Source organism: Sulfurovum sp., from assembly GCF_041562805.1.
Classification (GTDB): Bacteria; Campylobacterota; Campylobacteria; order Campylobacterales; family Sulfurovaceae; genus Sulfurovum.
The window spans coordinates 25,328-45,339 of the sequence record NZ_JBFFOH010000009.1 but is presented as its reverse complement, the minus strand read 5'-3'; the positions used below and the strand labels follow the sequence as shown (position 1 = coordinate 45,339).

General features: G+C 34.9%; 19 protein-coding genes. 13 read left to right on the top strand and 6 right to left on the bottom strand.

Translation table 11 applies throughout. The features are described 5' to 3' along the window. The coding region (locus tag ABYK33_RS02555; protein ID WP_373031356.1) for a pyridoxine 5'-phosphate synthase at positions 1 to 447 on the bottom strand (447 nt) is incomplete at its 3' end. A gap of 96 nt (positions 448 to 543) precedes the next feature. Here ABYK33_RS02555 and ABYK33_RS02550 point away from each other — a divergent pair. After that, positions 544 to 882, top strand: coding sequence for a thioredoxin family protein (locus tag ABYK33_RS02550; RefSeq protein ID WP_373031355.1), 339 nt, complete (start codon positions 544 to 546; stop codon positions 880 to 882). A gap of 77 nt (positions 883 to 959) precedes the next feature. After that, positions 960 to 2,333, top strand: a complete 1,374-nt coding sequence (locus tag ABYK33_RS02545; protein ID WP_373031354.1) for an argininosuccinate synthase — start codon at positions 960 to 962, stop codon at positions 2,331 to 2,333. Between the two features lie 2 nt (positions 2,334 to 2,335). Here ABYK33_RS02545 and ABYK33_RS02540 read toward each other — a convergent pair whose 3' ends face one another. The 5 genes from ABYK33_RS02540 to ABYK33_RS02520 form a co-directional block, all read right to left on the bottom strand. After that, positions 2,336 to 2,851 carry a hypothetical protein gene (locus tag ABYK33_RS02540; RefSeq protein ID WP_373031353.1) on the bottom strand — a complete coding sequence of 172 codons (516 nt, stop codon included), beginning with the start codon at positions 2,849 to 2,851 and terminating at the stop codon, positions 2,336 to 2,338. 59 nt (positions 2,852 to 2,910) lie between these two features. Further along, the gene (locus tag ABYK33_RS02535) at positions 2,911 to 4,860 is read right to left on the bottom strand and encodes a M3 family metallopeptidase (RefSeq protein WP_373031351.1); all 1,950 of its coding nucleotides are present in this window, start codon (positions 4,858 to 4,860) and stop codon (positions 2,911 to 2,913) included. Between the two features lie 66 nt (positions 4,861 to 4,926). Continuing rightward, entirely contained in the window at positions 4,927 to 7,422 is a 2,496-nt protein-coding gene (locus ABYK33_RS02530) for an RND family transporter (protein WP_373031350.1), read from the bottom strand. A 49-nt stretch (positions 7,423 to 7,471) separates the two neighbouring features. Further along, positions 7,472 to 8,035, bottom strand: a complete 564-nt coding sequence (locus ABYK33_RS02525) for an ABC transporter substrate-binding protein (RefSeq protein ID WP_373031349.1) — start codon at positions 8,033 to 8,035, stop codon at positions 7,472 to 7,474. Between the two features lie 8 nt (positions 8,036 to 8,043). Continuing rightward, on the bottom strand, positions 8,044 to 8,886 hold the full coding sequence (locus ABYK33_RS02520; RefSeq protein ID WP_373031348.1) for a VacJ family lipoprotein: 843 nt from the start codon (positions 8,884 to 8,886) through the stop codon (positions 8,044 to 8,046). A 156-nt stretch (positions 8,887 to 9,042) separates the two neighbouring features. Here ABYK33_RS02520 and rplI point away from each other — a divergent pair, with 156 nt between their 5' ends. The 11 genes from rplI (at position 9,043) to ABYK33_RS02465 (ending at position 20,011) form a co-directional block, all read left to right on the top strand. Further along, positions 9,043 to 9,486: a 50S ribosomal protein L9 gene (gene rplI, locus ABYK33_RS02515; protein ID WP_373031346.1), complete on the top strand. Its 444-nt coding sequence runs from the start codon at positions 9,043 to 9,045 to the stop codon at positions 9,484 to 9,486. Between the two features lie 2 nt (positions 9,487 to 9,488). Beyond that, entirely contained in the window at positions 9,489 to 10,019 is a 531-nt protein-coding gene (gene hslV / locus ABYK33_RS02510; RefSeq protein ID WP_373031345.1) for an ATP-dependent protease subunit HslV, read from the top strand. A 9-nt stretch (positions 10,020 to 10,028) separates the two neighbouring features. After that, on the top strand, positions 10,029 to 11,357 hold the full coding sequence (gene hslU, locus ABYK33_RS02505) for an HslU--HslV peptidase ATPase subunit (RefSeq protein WP_373031344.1): 1,329 nt from the start codon (positions 10,029 to 10,031) through the stop codon (positions 11,355 to 11,357). 69 nt (positions 11,358 to 11,426) lie between these two features. Next, positions 11,427 to 12,335 carry a GTPase Era gene (era, locus tag ABYK33_RS02500; RefSeq protein WP_373031342.1) on the top strand — a complete coding sequence of 303 codons (909 nt, stop codon included), beginning with the start codon at positions 11,427 to 11,429 and terminating at the stop codon, positions 12,333 to 12,335. Between the two features lie 185 nt (positions 12,336 to 12,520). Then, positions 12,521 to 14,053 carry a hypothetical protein gene (locus tag ABYK33_RS02495; protein ID WP_373031341.1) on the top strand — a complete coding sequence of 511 codons (1,533 nt, stop codon included), beginning with the start codon at positions 12,521 to 12,523 and terminating at the stop codon, positions 14,051 to 14,053. Further along, positions 14,050 to 14,703, top strand: coding sequence for a hypothetical protein (locus ABYK33_RS02490; RefSeq protein ID WP_373031340.1), 654 nt, complete (start codon positions 14,050 to 14,052; stop codon positions 14,701 to 14,703). The genes ABYK33_RS02495 and ABYK33_RS02490 overlap by 4 nt, the downstream gene beginning before the upstream one ends. Continuing rightward, positions 14,703 to 15,110 (top strand): hypothetical protein, encoded by a 408-nt coding sequence (locus ABYK33_RS02485; protein ID WP_373031339.1) that lies wholly within the window; start codon positions 14,703 to 14,705, stop codon positions 15,108 to 15,110. Before ABYK33_RS02490 ends, ABYK33_RS02485 begins: the two co-directional genes overlap by 1 nt. Position 15,111: 1 nt before the next feature. Continuing rightward, complete coding sequence (gene mshL, locus ABYK33_RS02480) at positions 15,112 to 16,710, top strand: pilus (MSHA type) biogenesis protein MshL (protein WP_373031338.1); 1,599 nt, start codon at positions 15,112 to 15,114, stop codon at positions 16,708 to 16,710. Then, positions 16,700 to 17,512 carry an AAA family ATPase gene (locus ABYK33_RS02475; protein WP_373031337.1) on the top strand — a complete coding sequence of 271 codons (813 nt, stop codon included), beginning with the start codon at positions 16,700 to 16,702 and terminating at the stop codon, positions 17,510 to 17,512. The genes mshL and ABYK33_RS02475 overlap by 11 nt, the downstream gene beginning before the upstream one ends. Continuing rightward, a complete protein-coding gene (locus ABYK33_RS02470) occupies positions 17,505 to 18,218 on the top strand; it encodes a tol-pal system YbgF family protein (RefSeq protein WP_373031336.1) in 714 nt (237 codons plus the stop codon). The genes ABYK33_RS02475 and ABYK33_RS02470 overlap by 8 nt, the downstream gene beginning before the upstream one ends. A 53-nt stretch (positions 18,219 to 18,271) precedes the next feature. Continuing rightward, on the top strand, positions 18,272 to 20,011 hold the full coding sequence (locus ABYK33_RS02465; protein WP_373031335.1) for a GspE/PulE family protein: 1,740 nt from the start codon (positions 18,272 to 18,274) through the stop codon (positions 20,009 to 20,011). Position 20,012: the final 1 nt, after the last annotated feature.

The window sequence follows — 20,012 nt, the reverse complement described above, 5'->3', positions numbered from 1 at the left end:
GATCCATTCAACCCCTAAGTCAAGTGATGCATTTACAGCATCTAAAGTAGGGTCTATGAAAAGTGAAACTTCTATCTCTTCTTTTTGTAGTCTTTTGATTGCTTCTTTGAGTTTAGGTTGCTCTCCCATAACTGCAAGTCCACCTTCAGTCGTAACTTCTTCACGTTTTTCCGGAACAAGGGTCACACGATGAGGTTTGAGCTCACAAGCAATGTCTATCATTTCAGTAGAGATGGCACACTCTAGATTCACAGGCAGTGAAGAGAGCTCTATAATATTTTTAGCATCCATATCCTGCATATGTCGTCGGTCTTCACGAAGGTGAATAGTGATCTGATCTGCTCCTGCACGTTTACAGATGCTTAGTGCATCGAGCGGATCAGGGTCTGCTACCTTTCTTGCTTCTCGCAGTACAGCGATGTGGTCAATGTTTACACCTAATAACATCTATGAGCTCCCTTGAATAATATTAATTTGATTATAGCAAAAGTTCTTAAGATAGAATTTGTATAATCGATTATATTTAGAATATATGGAGAGAAGATGCCTACTAAAAATGTACTACCAGTGATGAAGTATGCCGATGTTAAAGAGAATATAGGTAATGGGAAGCCCCTCATACTCTCTTTTGGTATGTCACACTGTTACAGTTGTTTGGCTATGTCCAAAGTGTTTGCCGAAGTATTAAAAGTGCATCCTGAGTTTCAGATCTACTCTATAGACTCTCAAAAAGAACGTTTGGTCAGTCGTGATATTTATAAGCTCAAAGAGATGCCTACACAACTCTTTTTTAATGCTTCAGGTGAAGAAGTATTCCGTCATACCGGTGCGTATAAGAAAGCAGTTTTGGATATTATTTTGAAGAAGTATGGGTTTGATTAAAATTAAATCATCCATACATTCAACTATTACCAACATTATGGTAAAATCGCGTTAATATTAACTATAAGGCTTATAGCATGGCAAAAAGAAAAATTAAAAAAGCGGTATTGGCTTACTCTGGTGGGCTTGATACGAGTATTATTTTAAAATGGCTTCAAGATGAGTATGAGTGTGAAGTGGTTACTTTCACTGCTGACCTTGGTCAGGGTGAAGAGGTAGAACCTGCACGTCAGAAAGCACTTGATATGGGTATCAAACCTGAGAATGTTTTTATCTTAGATCTTAGAGAAGAATTTGTTAAAGACTATGTTTTTCCTATGTTCAGAGCCAATGCTATTTATGAGGGTGAGTATCTTTTAGGAACGTCTATTGCACGACCACTTATCTCTAAAAAACAGATAGAAATTGCACATAAGACAGGTGCTGATGCAGTAAGTCACGGTGCTACAGGAAAAGGAAATGACCAGGTACGTTTTGAACTTGGTTACCTTGCACTTGATCCGGATATTGCTGTTATCGCTCCTTGGAGAGAATGGGACTTAAATTCACGTACGAAGCTTTTAAAGTATGCAGAAGATCATGGTATTGATATTGATGGAAAAGGTCAGGCTAAACCATATTCTATGGATGCGAATCTCTTACATATCTCTTATGAGGGTGAGCATTTGGAGAACCCTTTTAATGAACCAGAAGAAGACATGTGGTTATGGTCAGTAAGTCCGGAAAATGCGCCAGATGAAGCGGAATATATCACTATCAGTTATAAAAATGGTGACCCTGTAGCGATCAATCGTGAAGAGATGAGTCCGGCGACTATCCTTGAAACATTGAATGCTTATGGTAACAAGCATGGTATCGGGCGTATCGATATCGTTGAAAACCGTTATGTAGGTATGAAAGCACGTGGTTGTTATGAGACACCAGGTGGAACTATTATGCTTAAAGCACACAGAGCCATTGAATCGATCACACTTGACAGAGAAGAAGCACATATGAAAGATGAGCTTATGCCTAAGTATGCAAAACTTATCTACCAAGGTTTCTGGTGGTCAGCAGAGCGTAGGATGCTTCAAGCTGCTATCGATGCAACACAAGATCATGTACAAGGTGATGTAAAGTTGAAACTTTACAAAGGAAATATTACTGTAGTCGGTAGAAGATCTGATATTTCTCTTTACTCTGAAGAGCATTCTACTTTTGAAGAAGATGAAGTATATAACCAAAAAGATGCAGAAGGATTTATCCGTCTGAATGCACTTAGATTTATCATTGAGGGTAAAAAACAGCCTGAACGTATCGCAGCGATGATGGCAAATGATGAAGAAGAAGAGGTAGTAGAAGAGTGTCGGATAGAGACAGGTTCATTTACTATTTGTCAACGTATTAAAAGATTTTTCGGATTTGGTAAAACAGAGGAAGAAAAAGAAGAGTATATCAAGAAAAATAAATAAAACTAGTCTAATAACTCCTCCATCTCCTTCAAGACTTTTGAAGGAGTAAACTTCAATAACTTCTCTTTAGAAAATATGTAGGGTATAAACTCCAGTAAAATATACAACATCCCCATCATCGGATAAAAAGCAATGTATTCCATTTTAAACGTTTTAAAATCATAACGAGATACAAACCACTCTTTGGCACTTTCACTGCCATTATAAAAAAGAAGTACTTCCATCGCAAAGATAGAACCCCATAGGAAATAAGTCATAATAGTGACCAACAATGCACCCACTACACCGTACAGTGCTATGACTGCGGCAAGAAAGATACTTAGGAAGAGAGCAAACGAGTGAAACCCTAATGTAGCAAAGACAACGACCACTGAAAAGATGAAAAGAAGGCTTCCAAAGAGTATAAAAAGTTCCAGGTAGCTTTTTTGCTCTGCAAATGAGGGACTAAAAAAGGCAGCCATTAAAGTAATAATAAAAATGGCAATAACCGTTAGGGTTAGAGAACGATATTCACTCATGGTTACTCCTTAAATTCCTGTTTATCCGGGTCATTCCGAAGAATGACTCAAGATAATGATTATGCTATCTCATAAAGCTTGATAAGACTCTTTACATCAGGCTTACGACCTAGCCACTCCTGGTAAAGATCACTCATCTCTTTTGCTCCACCATTGGCAAGTATAAATTCCTTGTAGCCTTTGGCACTCTCTTTATCTAAACCGGTTTTATCATCCAAACATGAAAAGAATGCATCTGCAGAGAGTACTTCAGCCCATTTATAACTGTAATACCCTGCGGCATAACCACCAGCAAAGATATGGGCAAAACCGTGTTGGAACTTGTTATAGCTTGGTGCCTTTAGCAAAGACGTTTTTTCTCTGATACTGTCAATAAGATCCTGTACTTCTTCACCCTGGTAAAGCTCCTGGTGAAGTTTAAAGTCAAAGAGGGAAAACTCTACTTGTCTGAGGATACCTAAGGCTGCCTGAAAATTTTTTGTCTCTTTAATCTTAGCTAAGAGAGTATCTGAGATAGGTTCTTTTGTTTGATGATGGAAACCAAAGCGTTTTAAGATAGCAGCTTCATAGGCAAAGTTTTCTAGAAATTGTGAAGGGAACTCGACAACATCCCATGCCACACCATTAATACCGGAGACAGAACGTTCATGACATTTACCAAAGAGGTGGTGAATAGCATGTCCCATCTCATGGAAGAGCGTGACTACGTCATCATGTCTAAGTAAAGAAGGATTCTCGTCCGTAGTGGGAGAGAAATTACATACGATAAATGCAGAGGCAAGGTGTTTTTGACCTTTGCTATCTACATAGTGTGTTTCCCAGTCGTTCATCCATGCGCCGCCACGCTTCTCTTTTCGTGCTTCCAGGTCAAAGTAGATACGTCCAGAGAGTTCTCCATCATCAAAGATATCAAATGGCTTGACACACTCATGCCACGTAGGAACATCTACAGCTTTAAAAGTCACACCGAAGAGTTCTGATACGATATCAAGAAGCCCCCCGAGTACTTTACTTTGTTCAAAATAAGGCTTGGTCATGGTATCATCGAAGTCAAATTTCTCTTTTTTGAGCTTTTCACTGTAATAGCCTACATCATAACCAGCCAAGTCAGTGATACCGTCTGTTTTCTGAGCAAACGTCTTGATCTCTTCTAATTCATTTTTAGCTTGTGGCAGAGCAGCATCCGCTAGGTCATTTAAAAAGCTGAGAACATCTTCCTGTTTACTCGCATCTCTTGTTTCCAGTGCATAGTGTGCATAACTTTCAAAATTAAGCAGTTTTGCTTTCTCTTGTTTGAGTGCAAGGATCTGGTCTATCACATCAGCATTTTCAGGTGCACGTGTAGCGTACGCTTTGGAGATCTCTTTTCTATACTCACGGTTAGGTCCGTAAGTCATATATGCCAAGTAGCTAGGGATCTGAAGTGTAAATTTATAAACGGTTTTCCCGTCTAGTTCTTCTTTGGCTGCATCTATATCAGACTGAGGTATGCCTTCTACATCTTTCGGATCTTCTATAATGAGTTCATAGGCATTGGTTGCATCTAGAAGATTTTGAGAAAATTGATTACTGAGTTCAGAAAGTTTGAGTGATATCTCTTCCATTCTTTTTTTCTTCTCTTCAGGCAGTTTTACACCTGAGAGTACAAAATCTCTTACTTCATGAGATACAACCGTTTTAGCTTCATCATCTGCTGCTTTGATCTGCTCTATTTTGTTGAAAAGTGCAGTGTTTTGAGCCATTTCAGAGCTAAACTTGGAAAGTAACGGGATAGACTCTTCATACGCTTTTTGTGTCTCTTCGGAGTTCATGACAGAGTTAAGATGAGAAAGCGGTGTGAAGAAAAGCCCTAACTCTTCATCTAAGTCTTGCAGAGGTTTGAGTACTGTTTCGTAACTGCTCTCGTCATTTGTAGTGATCTGATCAATGGTCACTCTTTGTTTGTTTAGAAGTGCATCTAAGTCTTTGGGGAATTGCTCTAAATTATCTATTTTGAATTCTTGAAACATAGTTTATGGGTCCATTATTTTATTTTTTTTGATTGTAGCATATTTTCTAAAAGTAGCTATTAATTCTTATCGGATAATCGTTTTTGTCAATGGCTTGAACAAGAGTAAAAGTTTAGGTAACAGTATAAGATTTGAAATAAGGGCAGCTGCCATGACCAACATAGTGAGTATACCAAAGTAGATGGTTGGAATAAGATTGGAAAGAGTCAAGATAGAAAAACCTATGATCACAGTGAGGGAAGTATAGTACATTGCATTACCTATACTGGTGTTTGTTCTATGCATGGTAAAGTAGTAAAAGTTATCTTTTGCAAATTCAACTTTAAATCGGTGAATATAGTGAATGGTATCATCTACACCTATCCCTAAAGCAATGGCGGCAATGGTGATAGTCATAATGTCTAGAGGTATGTTCAGCCAACCCATAAAGCCAAAGACCATAGCAATAGGAATAATATTGACAGTTAAAGCAATAAGTGTGAGCTTGAGTGATCTAAATAGTACAAAGAACATGAAGAAAACGATGAGCAGGACAAGACCGATCATTGTGATCTGTGAATGAAATAAGGACTGCAGCATGTTGTTGTAAAGTACCATGAGGTTTGTCAGCTGTACGGTGCCAACATCAGGATCTATAATATGTGTTAGGTCACCTTTGATCCTTTTCAGTAGTGCATCCCTTCGCAACGCTTCATTAGAGTCTACGATACGTGTAGAAAATCTGAGTTGATTATGTTCAATATTAACATAAGGTAAAAGTATTATCTCTCTATATTTTTGAGGTAGTTTTTTATAGATAAGAGCGAGATCAATACTGTCTAGATCTTTATTGTGGTTAAGTATCTTTCCTGTGTTAAGCAAAGTAGCAAAAGATTGTACTTCACCAATTTGTGACATATATGTCAAATAGTCATGGACATTATTTATGATCGCAATCTTTTCATCCGTAAACCAATAGAGGTCTGGGTCTTCCACACTATTAAACTCATCTTCAAATGAATCTCCCTCGGCCTCTGTAGCTTCTTCTGCTATAGATATAGGTGATACGGTATTATTTTCATCTGAGAGGGTGACTATTATATCTAAAGGTGTTGTACCTCCCAGTTCTTGGTCTATGATCTTCATACCTTTATAAATGTCTGTATCTTTTTTAAAATAGTTGATAAAACTGTTCTCTACAATAAGCTGTGCAGCTCCTGTAACACTAAATACAATAACAAAAAAGGTGATAGTAAAAATTCCCTTTTTATCATGTAATACAATTTTAGACGTTAGCGAAGGTAAAGAAAAGCTAGATTTCTTTCGTTTTACCGGAGCTGTTTTTTTGAGTAACATGAGTACAGAAGGAAAAACAATAAATGAAATAATAAGGGACATCGTGATCCCCACACTCATCATCCAACCCAGGTTAATGACAGGATGTATCTTGGAAAAGAGAAGTGAAGAAAATCCTGCAATAGTTGTAAGTATGGCAAAGAAAGTGGGTGTCGCTTTCGTAAGCATTGTGAGTAAAATAAGTCTTTTGGATGAAGCACGTGGATAGAGTGTTAAAAGCTCTTCATATCTTACAATAAGGTGTAAAACAATGGAAATCGTGATGATAAGCTGTAAGGCAATAAAGTTTGAAGAGATAACAGTGATCTCCCATCCAAAAAATCCTAAACTACTTGTAATCGCGATGACGGATAGTGCACAGATAAGAATTGGGATGATAACCCATCTTGGTTTTTTGAAAACAATACCTAAAACAAGAATAAGAAGGAGGATAAGTATACTTCCATAGATGAGTAGATCACTTTTAACAAATCCAACAATATCGTTGGAGATCATTTGTACACCACCTAAAAAAAATGTAGCATCATTTTGATATTTTGTGATCAGCGAACGAATCTCTTTAATATTTGTATTCTCAAGAATACGTTGTTCATCCCTATGTTTTTTAAATACTATTGTTACATCGCGAAGGGTCTGTTTTTCTTCTTTTGTAAGAGAAGTGATCTTCTGTTTATCAAGTAAAAAGTTTCTCTTCTCTAAAAGTGTGAAGTATTCCGGGTCCTGATATAAATTGATAAAAATAGAAGATATCGTAAAATCTTTATTGACAAGTCTGTCTTTATATAAAGGACTGGTTAATAATTCTTGTTTAACTAGGGATAGATCGATATTAGGGCTTTTAACTGTTCTCGTTTTATTGAGAAGATCATCCATCTCTCTTATAGGTGAAAAAAACAAAGGTACATTGATAAGTGAATCTACCGATTTAACACTAGGTAATTTTTCTAGATCTTCACTGAGGTGTGTTAATGTTTGCAGGCTTTCTGGAGAGAGTAGATCATGTTTTGGTTTATACGCAAGAATAAGAACATCGTTTGAGTGAAATCGTTTTGCTACAGTTCTGGAAAATGCCAGGTCTTTATCATCGTTTAGTAAAAGTGTTTCTGCAGAAGCGTCTATTTCAAGCTTTGAAACATTCGTACCAAAGATGAGTATACTAGTGATAAGTATAATAAAAACAGATAAAGGATATTTCAGTATCAGTTTTTGATAAAAATTATGTAACATAGCTTATCTTTTTATGGTTGAGTTTGAGGGTCTTTGTTTATAGAATCACTTAAAGTGATTTTATAAGCTGATTGACCGACTTTGTTTTTAAGAACTCTGAAAACTGCTTTCTATAGGTTTGAATAATACTCACACCCACTAACTCAACATCATAAATATACCATTGTTCACTCTGCTTTTTCTTATAGAATAAGTAAACCACTTTATACGTGTCGTCAAGACCGATAACCTGGGTTTCCAAAGTGATTCGGTTAGATTTGACTTTTTTCAGGTTTTTAATGATCACTTTTTCGTTGTTGTAAAGTTTTAGCTTATCCAGATAAGAATGTTTTATTTTTGTCTCAAAAGCTTTAGAAAATTGTGTTTTTTCATTTTTGGTAAGAGATTTCCATCTTGTTCCAAGACTTATTTGTGCCATAATATTGTAGTCAAAGACTTCGTCTACTATTCGAATAGTCTTTTGATCTTTCTGATGGTTTGATAATGTTTTGTCTTTTAAAATATTCAGAACTTGTCTCACTTTGGTATCCATCACTTTTTGGATATTTTGCTCTTCTAGCGCGTAGATCGATACGACAGATATAAGCACTAGTATAATGACTTTTTTTAACATGTTTTCTCCTATTCTGCTATGTCAGCATCTCGTTTTTGTTCGTATATGTCTCTAAAGAATGGATATAAATCTATGGCATCTTCTTTAAGATTTTCATATTCTCCTAAGTGTAGAGATGTTTTGTTGATAAACTGAACAGCAACAATGTCTATAGATTGATCAAGATTATCAGGAATACTATAATTTTCTCGGCCTTTTATATTTACAAGTGGAGAAAGATAAGCATCTGCCGTGAGTCCTACGAGATCTCGTACGTTTGATGGTCCAAAGAAAGGCAGAACAATATGGAAACCGGAACCTACGCCATAATACCCCAGAGTTTGCCCAAAGTCTTCTTTATGTATCGGTATCGGCGTTGTCATATGATTTGCTGCGACATCCATTAGTCCTGCTACACCCACAGTAGAGTTAATAATAAATCTTTCCAGTTCATCTGAAGAGTTTTGGAATTTACCTTGTAAGAGGTTATTGGCAAAACGAATAGGGAATTGTATGTTGTGAAAAGCATTGGATATACCTATACGTAAAGGTTCAGGTATGATATATGCATAACCTTCTGCAACAGGATTTAAAAGATACGTGAAGAATGTATCATTGAAAGAGGTCATGACTCTATTGTATCCGCTTAATGGATCACTTGTAGTATTTGTTTCCTGTGCTGAAAACTCCTCTTCAAATCCATCCATTTGCTCTTCTGATACTTGTGTATCAGGGGTGTCGTTTGAGACCGTAGCTGAAGTAGTCATTTCCGTTTTGACTTGTGGTTGGTTTAATTCTGGTGTAGCATCTTTTGTCGCACATCCTTGAAGAATAAACAGAACAATAGTAAATAAAATATAAAAATATTTCATACAAAACCCTCTTTTTAATATATTTACTAGAATAGTATAATACTATTATCACACTAAAGCTATACTTTAAAGATGTGATGTATAGGACTTTTAACAGATGTCTAGTAAAAGTTTGTTAAAATTATGAGAATATATAGCACAAGAAGGAATAAATAAATGAAAGTTTTATTGATAAAAGATGTTAAAGCACTTGGAAAAGCAGGTGAGATCAAAGAAGTTAAAGATGGATATGGACAAAATTTTCTTATAGGGAAAGGTTTGGCAAAGCTGGCTACACCTGATGTAGTTGAAAATTGGAAGGCTGAACAAGAAAAGACGGCAAGAAATCTTAGAGATGAACTGGCTAGACTTGAATCTGAAAAGATAACACTTGAAGCTGCAACAGTGAAGATAGAGAAAACTTCGGCACCAGTAGGTATAAAAGGTTCAGTAGGTAATGCAGATATATCTAAAGCGATAGAAGAGCAACTAAATATCGAACTTGATAAAAAACACATCAACCTTAAAAAAGCACTCAAGTCTACAGGTATACATGAAGTAGATGCTAAACTGGGACATGGTATACATGCAATGCTTAAAATAGAAGTTGTAGGTGTCTAATAATGTTTGACGCTACTACGATACTGGGCTATAAAGGTGACGGTAAAGCAGTCATCGGTGGTGATGGTCAAGTTACTTTTGGCGATACTATACTCAAAGGGAATGCTACAAAGATACGTACACTTCATGAAGGTAAAGTATTGGCAGGTTTTGCGGGAAGTACTGCAGATGCATTTAATCTCTTTGACATGTTTGAAGGGATACTGGCAGAAAAAAGAGGTGACCTTTTTAAGTCTGTTATCGGTTTTTCCAAAATGTGGAGAAAAGACAAGCATTTACGTCAGCTTGAAGCGATGATGATCGTACTCAATCAAGAACATATCTTTATTCTTTCAGGTACAGGTGATGTAGTGGAACCAGAAGATGGTAAGATAGCGGCGATAGGGTCTGGTGGTAATTACGCTATTTCTGCAGCACGTGCTTTGGATAAACATACAGATCTTGACCCAAGAGCATTGGTACAGGAGTCACTTGAAGTTGCAGGCGACCTTTGTATTTATACAAATAAAAATATTAAAATATTAGAACTGTAAGGAAGTGTCTTGGATAATTTAACACCTAAAGAAATTGTCACGTACCTGGATCAATATGTCATAGGTCAAAATGATGCAAAAAAGACCATTGCTGTGGCACTTAGAAATCGTTACCGACGTATGCAGCTTGCTCCTGAGATGCAGCAGGATGTAACACCTAAAAACATATTGATGATAGGTAGTACCGGAGTTGGTAAAACAGAGATAGCCAGACGTTTAGCAAAAATGATGGACCTCCCATTTATAAAAGTGGAAGCGAGCAAGTATACTGAAGTAGGTTTTGTCGGACGAGATGTAGAGTCTATGATACGTGACCTGGCTGCAGTTTCTATGGGCATTGTGCGTGAAAGTGAAAATGAGAAAAACAAAGAGAAGATAGAAAACTATATAGAAAATAAAATTATAGAAAAACTCCTTCCGCCACTTCCTGCTGGTGCGAGTGAGCAAAAGAAAGCAGAATATGAAGCTTCTTTTGCCCGTATGCAAGAAAAATTTGCCAAAGGTGAACTTGACCATCTCAAAATAAAAGTAGAAATGCCAAACAATCCAACCATGCCGGAAGAGGGACTTCCTCCGCAAATGATACAGGTACAAGAGTCTATTGTAAAAGTGTTAGGCGGTATGGGTAAAAAAGGCCCTGAAAAAGAAGTCAGTGTTAAAGATGCTAAGAAGATACTGGAATCTGAAGCAAGTGAAAAACTTCTTGATGAAGAAGATCTTAAATCCCTTGCACTTGAAAAAGTAGAAAAGGGTGGTATCGTATTTCTTGATGAGATAGACAAGGTGGCTGTAGCTGCTAATTCGCAGAGTAGACAAGACCCAAGTAAAGAGGGTGTACAAAGAGACTTGCTCCCTATTGTGGAAGGTTCTGCGGTACATACAAAGTTGGGTATGGTAAAGACAGACCATATACTTTTCATCGCAGCAGGTGCATTTCATGTAAGTAAACCCAGTGACCTTATGCCGGAGCTTCAAGGGCGCTTTCCTTTAAGGGTAGAGCTTGACAGTCTGGATGAAGAGACTTTATATCGTATCTTGACCGAACCAAACAATTCACTCATCAAACAGTATCAAGCACTTATGGATGTTGAAGGTGTTGAACTGGTTTTTGATGAAGATGCACTCAGAGCAATCGCCCATTATTCTCTGCTTGCCAATGAAAAGACTGAAGATATTGGTGCCAGACGTTTGCATACCGTGATGGAAAAGATCTTAGAAGAGATAAGTTTTTCTGCAGATGAACGCACGGGTGAAAAAGTGCAAGTAGATACATCATTGGTAGAAGAGAAGATAAGTAAAGTGGTTGAAGATGAAGATGCAACCCGTTATATACTGTAATTAGTACGTTGATACTATGTCTACTTAAACAGTAGACGAAAGTGACCAGTCACTTAAAAGGAAAGTTAAATGTTTGATCATGAAAATGAAGAGATAGACACAAAAGCAGGTTTTGTTGCAGTCGTTGGACGACCTAATGCAGGGAAAAGCACATTACTCAATCATATAGTAGGCGAAAAACTTGCTATGGTTTCAAAAAAAGCACAGGCAACACGTAAACGTATGAATATCATAGTGATGCATGGAGATGCACAGATTATTTTTGTAGATACTCCTGGTATACATGAAAAAGAGAGATTACTTAACCAGTTTATGTTAGATGAAGCACTTAAGGCTATGGGAGACAGTGATCTTATTGTTTTCCTTGCACCTGTGACAGACAAGCTTACAGAATATGAAAAATTTTTGAAATTGGCTCAAGCAAAAGGTGTAAAGCATATCGTTATCCTGACTAAAATAGACCATGTAAAGCAGGGTGACATTTTGGCCAAGCTGGCCGAATATCAAAAATACCAAGAACATTTTGAAGCGATCATTCCATTTTCTGTCAATAAAAGGGTAGGCAAAAAACAACTGCTTGATGAGATAAGTAAGCATTTACCAAAGTCACCTTTTTTATATGATCCTGAGATCCTTACTACAGAGCATATACGAACTATCTATAAAGAGCTGATACGTGAGTCTATCTTTGAAAATTTAAGTGATGAAATACCATATGAGAGTGATGTCACCATAGAAAAAATAGAAGAGGGTGATACTTTAGATAAAGTCTATGCAACTATAGTAGTGGAAAAAGAGACTCAAAAAGGTATGATTGTTGGACAAAAAGGTGCAGGAATCAAGCGTGTAGGAAAACTTGCTCGTGAACAGATGGAAGTGTTTTCAGGTAAAAAAATATTTTTAGATCTTCATGTATCTGTGAAAAAGGGTTGGAGTAAGAATAAAGATGGCTTGGAAGAATTTGGTTATATTATTTAAAATCTTGTGTAAACTTGAGAAAGAATAATTCTCATAAGCACTAGTAATAGCCCAATACAGGCACTTTAGGCTTAATTAAAGATGAATAATAAAAAAAAGTTATATTATTAAGAAAGTTTTACATTTTGTAAGAAAGTTTTAATATTATAACATATATAATTGTTCAACAAACAAGGAAGTTTAAAATGTTTTTGAAAAAAAGTTCGTCAGAATCAACTGTGAAAAATGTTGTTACACTTAATGCATACACAGAGAAAAGCTACGGGTTTAAAAATGATCTATTTAAACCTTTAGATAAGCTCACATACAACACTTCAAACTTTATTACGTCATATGTAAATAATAAAGATATTATCACTACAACGGTACATTTAAGTAGAAGTATTCCCGAAGAAGATATTGCAGATATCCTTGATATCAAGGCTTATGAAGAGTTAGGATTGGATCAGGCTAATGTGTATGTTATCTCTTTTATTGAAGTTGAAAGTGCAGGAGAAGAGAGAAAATTTCATATCTTTGTTGCTGAACCTGACTCACTTGATGCACTTTATCTGCCTATAAAAGAACAAACTAAATACGTAGATCTTATTGTTCCTGCACCTCTTCTTTTCAGGACACTCTATACTAAAGAGATACTGCAAGATAATAATACGCATTGTTTTGTTTATTTTACACAAAATGATGCATTTGTTACAATCTATACCAATGGCCAATATCTTTATTCTAAATCAATAGAGTATTCTTTAGAGCAGATCTATGATAAATATTGTGAATCAATCGGTGAAAAAGTTGATGAAAAAGAATTCTATTCAATATTAGAATCTGAAGGACTTAAAACAACTAATAATGACTATCAACAAAACTTTATGAAGATTTTTGCTGAAGTGTTTATAACGATCAATGATATTATTATTTATGCTAAGAGAGCCTTTAATTTAGATACGATCGATCAAATGTTTATAGGAAGTGAAAAAGGTCCTATCATTGGCTTAGATGATTATAGCCAGAACTATTTAGGTCTACACTCATCAGATTTTAATTTTAATTATCATGTTACAAATGAAGAATGGTATACAGATCAATTACAGTATTTGATGCTTTTAAGTTCATTTGATTATATGGAAGATGAGTCATCTTTAGTTAATTTAACCATGTATCCACGAGCACCATCATTTGTAAATAGGGCTAGTGGGCAGTTTATTATTTCAACATTTGCAGCTGTATCACTCAGTTTGGCATATCCTTTGGTTTATTTGGTCGGCTCATATGTCAATGATGCAAAAATCTATGCATTAACTATAGAAAATAATAAAATCACAACGGAAGCGAATAAGTATAAAAAAATTCTCAGTGAGAAAAAAGGTCAGATACAAGTTTTAGATAAAAAGATAAAAGTATTATCAGATAGATATAGTGGAAAAGCAAAAACACTCACTTCCATCTATGATAAAAAAGTAAACTATCGTCTTAAATCAGGAACATTTCATACAATTGCTGAAGAACTTAATCAGTTTGAAGTTCAAGTAGATATGTTAAAAAGTGAGGATGATACATTGTGGCTGTCCTTGGTTAGTACAGATGATAGAAAATTTACAGAAGTAATTAAATATATGTCTGATACTCATTTTGATGAAATCATTGAAATTGATATTGAAAGAATCCAAAAAGACCCAGGTACTAACTACTATAAAGGTCTGTTAAAGGTTGAATTAAAATGAAATTTTTAGAAGATAAATTAGAAGCATTAGATATTTACTTTGCTCCCAAAAAAGAGAGTGAAAAATGGTTAGTTATTCTAGGTATTGCAGGAGTTATAGCCTATTTAGGGTATGCATACCTATTACCTTATACAGAAAATTTGTATAAAAAAAGTGAACGAAGTAAAGAAAGTATACAAAAAAGTATCACTGATAATAATACTTATCTAAATTCTATTACTATTCGCGGTGATCGTGAATATTATGTGAAGAAATTTGATAATGATATTGTTACTAAAAAGCAAGAGATTGTCGATATAACAGATAAAATTAAATTTATAGACTCAAATTTAGAAAAACTATCTGATATGTTATTTAATCAAAAAAGTTGGTCTAAATTCCTAAATTCTATTACAAATAAAGCAGAAATACAGAATGTTGATTTACAATACATTACAAACCACTATGTTGATAATAATGGAAGTTTTGGCCATGTACTTGAAATTGGTGTTGGATGTAGCGGAGATTATAAAAATATTGTTAAGTTTATGAATGAACTTGAACAAAATGTCTTGGTTACAGATATTTTTCAAGCTGAATTGGTTTCAGATGCCAATTCATCATATATTGTAGCAGATATTAATATTTCAGTATGGGGGATAAATCACTAATGAAAAAGATATTTTTATTATTATTACCATTAACAGTGCTAGTAAATGCAGATTTATCTGTTGAAAAAATACAGAAAATGGTTATACAAATACATGAAAAACGAGAAGGTGTAAAATTAGAAACATTAGAGAATACAAAAGATCCATTTATACAACTGGAAGAAGAGAATAATATTACGATGTTGCCTATAGCTGGAAATCAAGAAGCAAAATTGATATTGCATGCTATTGTGAATGGTAAAGCCTATATTAATGATTCATGGAGTAGTCTTGATGACACTATTATGGGGTACACTGTAAAATATATTGGTCAAAGAGGTGTGGTACTTCGAAATGGCAATCACGTTAAGAAATTATTTCTTCATGAAAAAAGAGATAATTTTATCAAGTTAGAGGAAAGGTTATAGAATGAAAAAAGTACAAACATCAGGGGTTAAATTTCTTATAGTATTTGCTATGCTATTAGGGTTTACCCACAATCTCGTAGCAGGAAGTTGTTCCACGAAGTTATTTAGTGTGACTATTGACAGTAAATTATCGATTGGGGATGTAATAGATAATCTTGCAGATACTTGTGGATTAAGCGTTATTGTTAAAGATGATGCTGCAAAATTAAGGATGAATAAAAAACTCTATTATGTAAAATTGAAAAATAGCACATTAAAAGGTTTTTTAAATACGATTCTTAAAGACAATGATTTAAATTATTCATTGAGTGGGAATAAACTTACCATATCATACTTGATTACACGTACATTCCGTATCCATTATATTTCCGGTCAGAGATCAGCCCAAAGTACGGCAAATGTTACTATAGCAAGTAACTCTAATTCTGAGACAGGTAGTACAGGTAGTACAGGTAGTACAGGTAGTACAGGTAGTAATAATGATCTCTCTAAAACAGGTATAAGTATAGAAACGAATGATGAATTCCTATTTTGGTCGACGGTTGAAAAAGAAGTTCAGCGTATTCTTATCGGTGCAGCAGATGGTAGTACACATTATACAAGATCAGGTGATACGTGGACTGGACCTGATGGTAAAGTATGGGAATATAATCCCCTAGCACCTATTGTTAACCCAGAAGCGGGTATGGTTACAGTGACGGGTACAGATAGACAGATTGGTAGAGTCGGTAGATATATACATGCACTCACAAAACAAATTAAATCACAGGTGTTAATTGATATACGTATTCTGAACGTTTCATTCGATGACAGTACGACAACGGGTGTTGATTGGAGTCAACTCTATAATTTACAAGAATTAACGGTTAATACATTGATCGCGACACAAAGAAATGTTGAAGGCTTTACATTTGCTTCTGGTGGATTATTTAGTGGAACTACAGCTAATGTAGGTAGTATTGATGCACATGCTTTAACTCTTGCTGGAAGTGTTGAAGTAAGTGATGTAGTCAAGTTCTTGTCAACACAGGGTGATGTTAAAACTGTTTCTAGTCCTCGTGTAATGACCTTAAATAATCAACCGGCACTCATCAGTGTAGGTCAAGAATTGTTTTATAGAACAACAACTACTTCTGCTTTAGGTACTGCTGGAGCCAGTGCAGGAACATCTGAGGGACAATCAGTTGATTCTGTTTTCGCAGGTATATTACTTGACATCACACCGGAAATTGATGATAATGGTATGATTACTTTAAAAATTAATCCGTCAGTTTCTGATACAGTTGAGGATACTACATTACCTGCTGGTGTTGTTAGAGAAGTTCCACCAGACTTGAGAAGAAGACAAATAGCATCTGTGATTAAAGTAAAAGATGGACAACATGCAGTACTTGGGGGCTTAATCTCAAGCCAAAGTGGTACTGAAGCCAATCAGCTACCCCTTTTAGGAAATATACCAGGGTTAGGTCAATTATTTAAACGTGAAGAAAAAATTAATAAAGTTGAAGAATTGGTATTTATTATTACACCGCATATCATTAAAAACTCTAAGTCTGTTTCATTAAAAGATTTAGGATATTCAAAGCTTAATGAAAAGTAGATATGAAATTGCTAAAAATGTATTTGTTGATTCCATAGATATTGATGACTACATTGACTTAGATTCCTCAGTAACGGCTTATCAGCAACTGCGACACAGTATGGATAAGCCATTGAAGATGATTCTACTTTTTGGTAGACCTGGTACGGGAAAAAGTATCTTACTTAACCGGATTCAGGAAAAATTGAAGCATCAAAAAGAGATACATTATTTTGATACGCCTGCTATAAATGAAAAAGAATTTTTTCATAAACTCTTCAAAGTCCTTACACAAAAAGATCTACCGAGTAACACGGAGGTGAATTTCTCATCTTTAGTTGATTTTTGTAAAAATCTCAGAGGTAAAAGAGAAATCATTATTTTACTTGATGAAGCACAAATGTATGGTCCAGAAATGATGGAAAAAATACGACTTCTTTCGGATAGTCGTGCAGTCAAATTCGTTGTCTCATTGCACAAAACGGATGATGAAGATCTTATTGCAAAAGAACATTTTCAGTCTCGTATATGGGAAGTGATCGAACTTAAAAATGCTACAAAAGAAGATCAAACAGCATACATACATAAAAAACTTTTAAAAAAGAATCTTTTTGAAATAGCAAATAGTATTAAAGAAAAAAATATGAAACGTATTCATAAATATACTAAAGGAAATTATAGAGAATGTAATAAACTTTTATTTACCATTTTTGAGATATGTGAATATTATGATAAAAATGAACCATCTAACGTGAGTTATGCAAAGATATCAGACAAGATCATTGAAATGTCAGCATTAAAACTGGGATACATTAATGTATGATATTAAACGATTAGAACAAGAATGGAAACAATATAGACAAAAAAAGTTAAGACCTTGGTACATAGGTAGTTTAACTTTACTTATTCTTATAGCCTCTGTCACTATTTTTTCAATGAATGAAAAAATAGATCTTAGTGTATGGAAAAGCTATTTTGAAGCTTCAAAAGAGATACCTGGCAATGAAAATAAACCCATAGATATGATTGTAAAGCAGAGTGTATTGGTTGATAATGCTTTGGATACATTAGAAGTCAAAGAGAGTATGATAAATGCCATTGATAAAGTCATTCAAAAGCCTCCTGCGATACTTTTTGATATACCGGTGCTTGATGATACAAATGAACCCGTTCAGGAAGATCTACACACAGGGAGCAAGAAAATGCATTTAGAGATCATTGAATCAACAAGTGTGACTGCATATAAAGATGTAGAAAAGCGTTTTTTAGAATCTCATGACATAGATGATGCTTTATTTTTGGCCAGAAGTTATTATACTAAAGGTGATTATGAAAAAGCAGAATATTGGGCATTAGAAATAAATAAACTTGATGAAGATATAGAGGATGGATTACTTATATTTGTGAAGTCTAAAGTAAAAATGGGTAATGAAAATGAAGCAATTTCTATTTTAAAGAACTATGTGAAAAAATCTGATTCGCTTGAAGCGAAAAAATTATTATATCAGATTGAAAACGACAAATTATAAAACTATATTTAGTATTTAATGATATACTTTATTAGTTATACAGGGAGTGTTAAATGGTAAAACTCATTGAAATCATGCTTAAAGAAAATCTTATCACGAAAGATGCAATATCTGCATTGGTAAAAAGTAGACCTCCCAAAAAGATCTATTTTGCAAACCTTTTAGCTGAAAAAATGATCGATTTACATACAGTTGAAATATTTTTAGCCAAGAAAATACGACAAGGTGTAATTACTTTATCTCATCTTGAAAAAATTGAAGGAATAAATATTGTTCCTATTATTGAAGAGGTAGCAAAATCACTGCATGTAGAGTATGTCGATTTAGATGATATTGAAATTGACATGAAGTTGTTTTCAAAAGTTTCATATAGTCAATTGCTTAAATATAATATTATTCCAATAGAAGAGAATGATTTAAATGTCCTGATTGTATTTGATGATCCTCTTGATATGGCAGCACAAGATGCCATACAAAGACTTTTCCCGAAAAAACCTATCAGAATCGCTATCTCTAAGCCATCACAAATCAATCAGCACTTGCAACGTTTGGAAATCAATGAGAGTATTAAAGGATTGGTTGCTGAGATACGTAAAGATTTAGCACAAGAAAGTAGTGTTAGTGAAAATCCTGATGAGTCTCCAGCAGTTTTAAAATTAATTGATGTGGTTTTAAAATCAGCCATATTTGCAGGTGCAAGTGATATACACATAGAAGCAATGGAAAAAAGTTGTATCGTAAGAGTAAGGGTGGATGGCATATTGCGCCAAAGTTTTACTTTTGATAGAGATATTTTTAATCCATTGGCTTCAAGAATGAAACTACTTTCAAATTTGGACATAGCAGAAAAAAGAAAACCGCAGGATGGTAGATTTTCTGCAACTGTATCAAAAAAAGATTTTGATTTCAGGGTTTCAACACTACCTACAATATTTGGTGAGTCAATTGTTCTTCGTATTTTGGATAAATCTAAAGCGATGATAAGGCTTGAAGATGCCGGAATGAGTAAATTTTGTTATGATAGGTTTTCTGAGTCTATTAAAGTGCCTTACGGCATTGTTTTGGTTACAGGTCCAACAGGTTCTGGTAAAACAACCACACTATATGGTGCGCTTAATGCGATAAAAGATGTAAAAGATAAAATTATTACCGTTGAAGACCCGGTGGAATACCAGATGGGTGGGTTACAACAGGTACAGGTAAAGGCAAGTATCGGATTAAGTTTTTCTGATGCACTGAGGTCCATATTAAGACAGGATCCAGATAAAATAATGATCGGTGAAATTAGAGATAAGGAAACATTGCGTATCGCTATTCAAGCAGCACTTACAGGTCACTTAGTTCTTTCTACGTTGCACACAAATGATGCTATATCTGCAGTCACCAGAATTTTGGATATGGGTATTGAAGAGTATTTAGTCAGTGGTGCTTTAGTCGCTATTCAGGCACAAAGACTGGTACGAAAGATATGTCCACATTGTAAAAAAGAGACAGTGCTTGATACATCACTACGAAAATCAGTAGAACAATACCTTCCTGAAAATCCCACTTTTTATGTAGGGGCAGGATGTAAAGAGTGTGGGCTCAGTGGATATTCAGGAAGAGAGATGATATCGGAAGTTTTAACGATCAGTGAGACTTTTTCCCGTATGATCGCAAGTGGAGCATCGAAAGAGGAAATGACAAAGCAAGCAGAAGAAGAAGGGTTTATCACAATGTTTGAAGATGGTGTGCATAAAGCATTAGAAGGTAAAACGACTATTGCAGAAATTTATAGAGTAGCGAGGTTATAAT

Excerpts from the sequence above, each read along its gene's own strand:
- ABYK33_RS02525 (WP_373031349.1), bottom strand. The coding sequence starts at position 8,035 with ATGTTAAAAAAAGTCATTATACTAGTGCTTATATCTGTCGTATCGATC.
- ABYK33_RS02475 (WP_373031337.1), top strand. The coding sequence starts at position 16,700 with ATGAAAAGTAGATATGAAATTGCTAAAAATGTATTTGTTGATTCCATA.
- rplI (WP_373031346.1), top strand. The coding sequence starts at position 9,043 with ATGAAAGTTTTATTGATAAAAGATGTTAAAGCACTTGGAAAAGCAGGT.
- hslV (WP_373031345.1), top strand. The coding sequence starts at position 9,489 with ATGTTTGACGCTACTACGATACTGGGCTATAAAGGTGACGGTAAAGCA.
- era (WP_373031342.1), top strand. The coding sequence starts at position 11,427 with ATGTTTGATCATGAAAATGAAGAGATAGACACAAAAGCAGGTTTTGTT.
- ABYK33_RS02540 (WP_373031353.1), bottom strand. The coding sequence starts at position 2,851 with ATGAGTGAATATCGTTCTCTAACCCTAACGGTTATTGCCATTTTTATT.
- ABYK33_RS02490 (WP_373031340.1), top strand. The coding sequence starts at position 14,050 with ATGAAATTTTTAGAAGATAAATTAGAAGCATTAGATATTTACTTTGCT.
- ABYK33_RS02520 (WP_373031348.1), bottom strand. The coding sequence starts at position 8,886 with ATGAAATATTTTTATATTTTATTTACTATTGTTCTGTTTATTCTTCAA.
- ABYK33_RS02550 (WP_373031355.1), top strand. The coding sequence starts at position 544 with ATGCCTACTAAAAATGTACTACCAGTGATGAAGTATGCCGATGTTAAA.
- ABYK33_RS02495 (WP_373031341.1), top strand. The coding sequence starts at position 12,521 with ATGTTTTTGAAAAAAAGTTCGTCAGAATCAACTGTGAAAAATGTTGTT.
- mshL (WP_373031338.1), top strand. The coding sequence starts at position 15,112 with ATGAAAAAAGTACAAACATCAGGGGTTAAATTTCTTATAGTATTTGCT.
- ABYK33_RS02530 (WP_373031350.1), bottom strand. The coding sequence starts at position 7,422 with ATGTTACATAATTTTTATCAAAAACTGATACTGAAATATCCTTTATCT.
- ABYK33_RS02485 (WP_373031339.1), top strand. The coding sequence starts at position 14,703 with ATGAAAAAGATATTTTTATTATTATTACCATTAACAGTGCTAGTAAAT.
- ABYK33_RS02545 (WP_373031354.1), top strand. The coding sequence starts at position 960 with ATGGCAAAAAGAAAAATTAAAAAAGCGGTATTGGCTTACTCTGGTGGG.
- ABYK33_RS02465 (WP_373031335.1), top strand. The coding sequence starts at position 18,272 with ATGGTAAAACTCATTGAAATCATGCTTAAAGAAAATCTTATCACGAAA.
- ABYK33_RS02470 (WP_373031336.1), top strand. The coding sequence starts at position 17,505 with ATGTATGATATTAAACGATTAGAACAAGAATGGAAACAATATAGACAA.
- ABYK33_RS02535 (WP_373031351.1), bottom strand. The coding sequence starts at position 4,860 with ATGTTTCAAGAATTCAAAATAGATAATTTAGAGCAATTCCCCAAAGAC.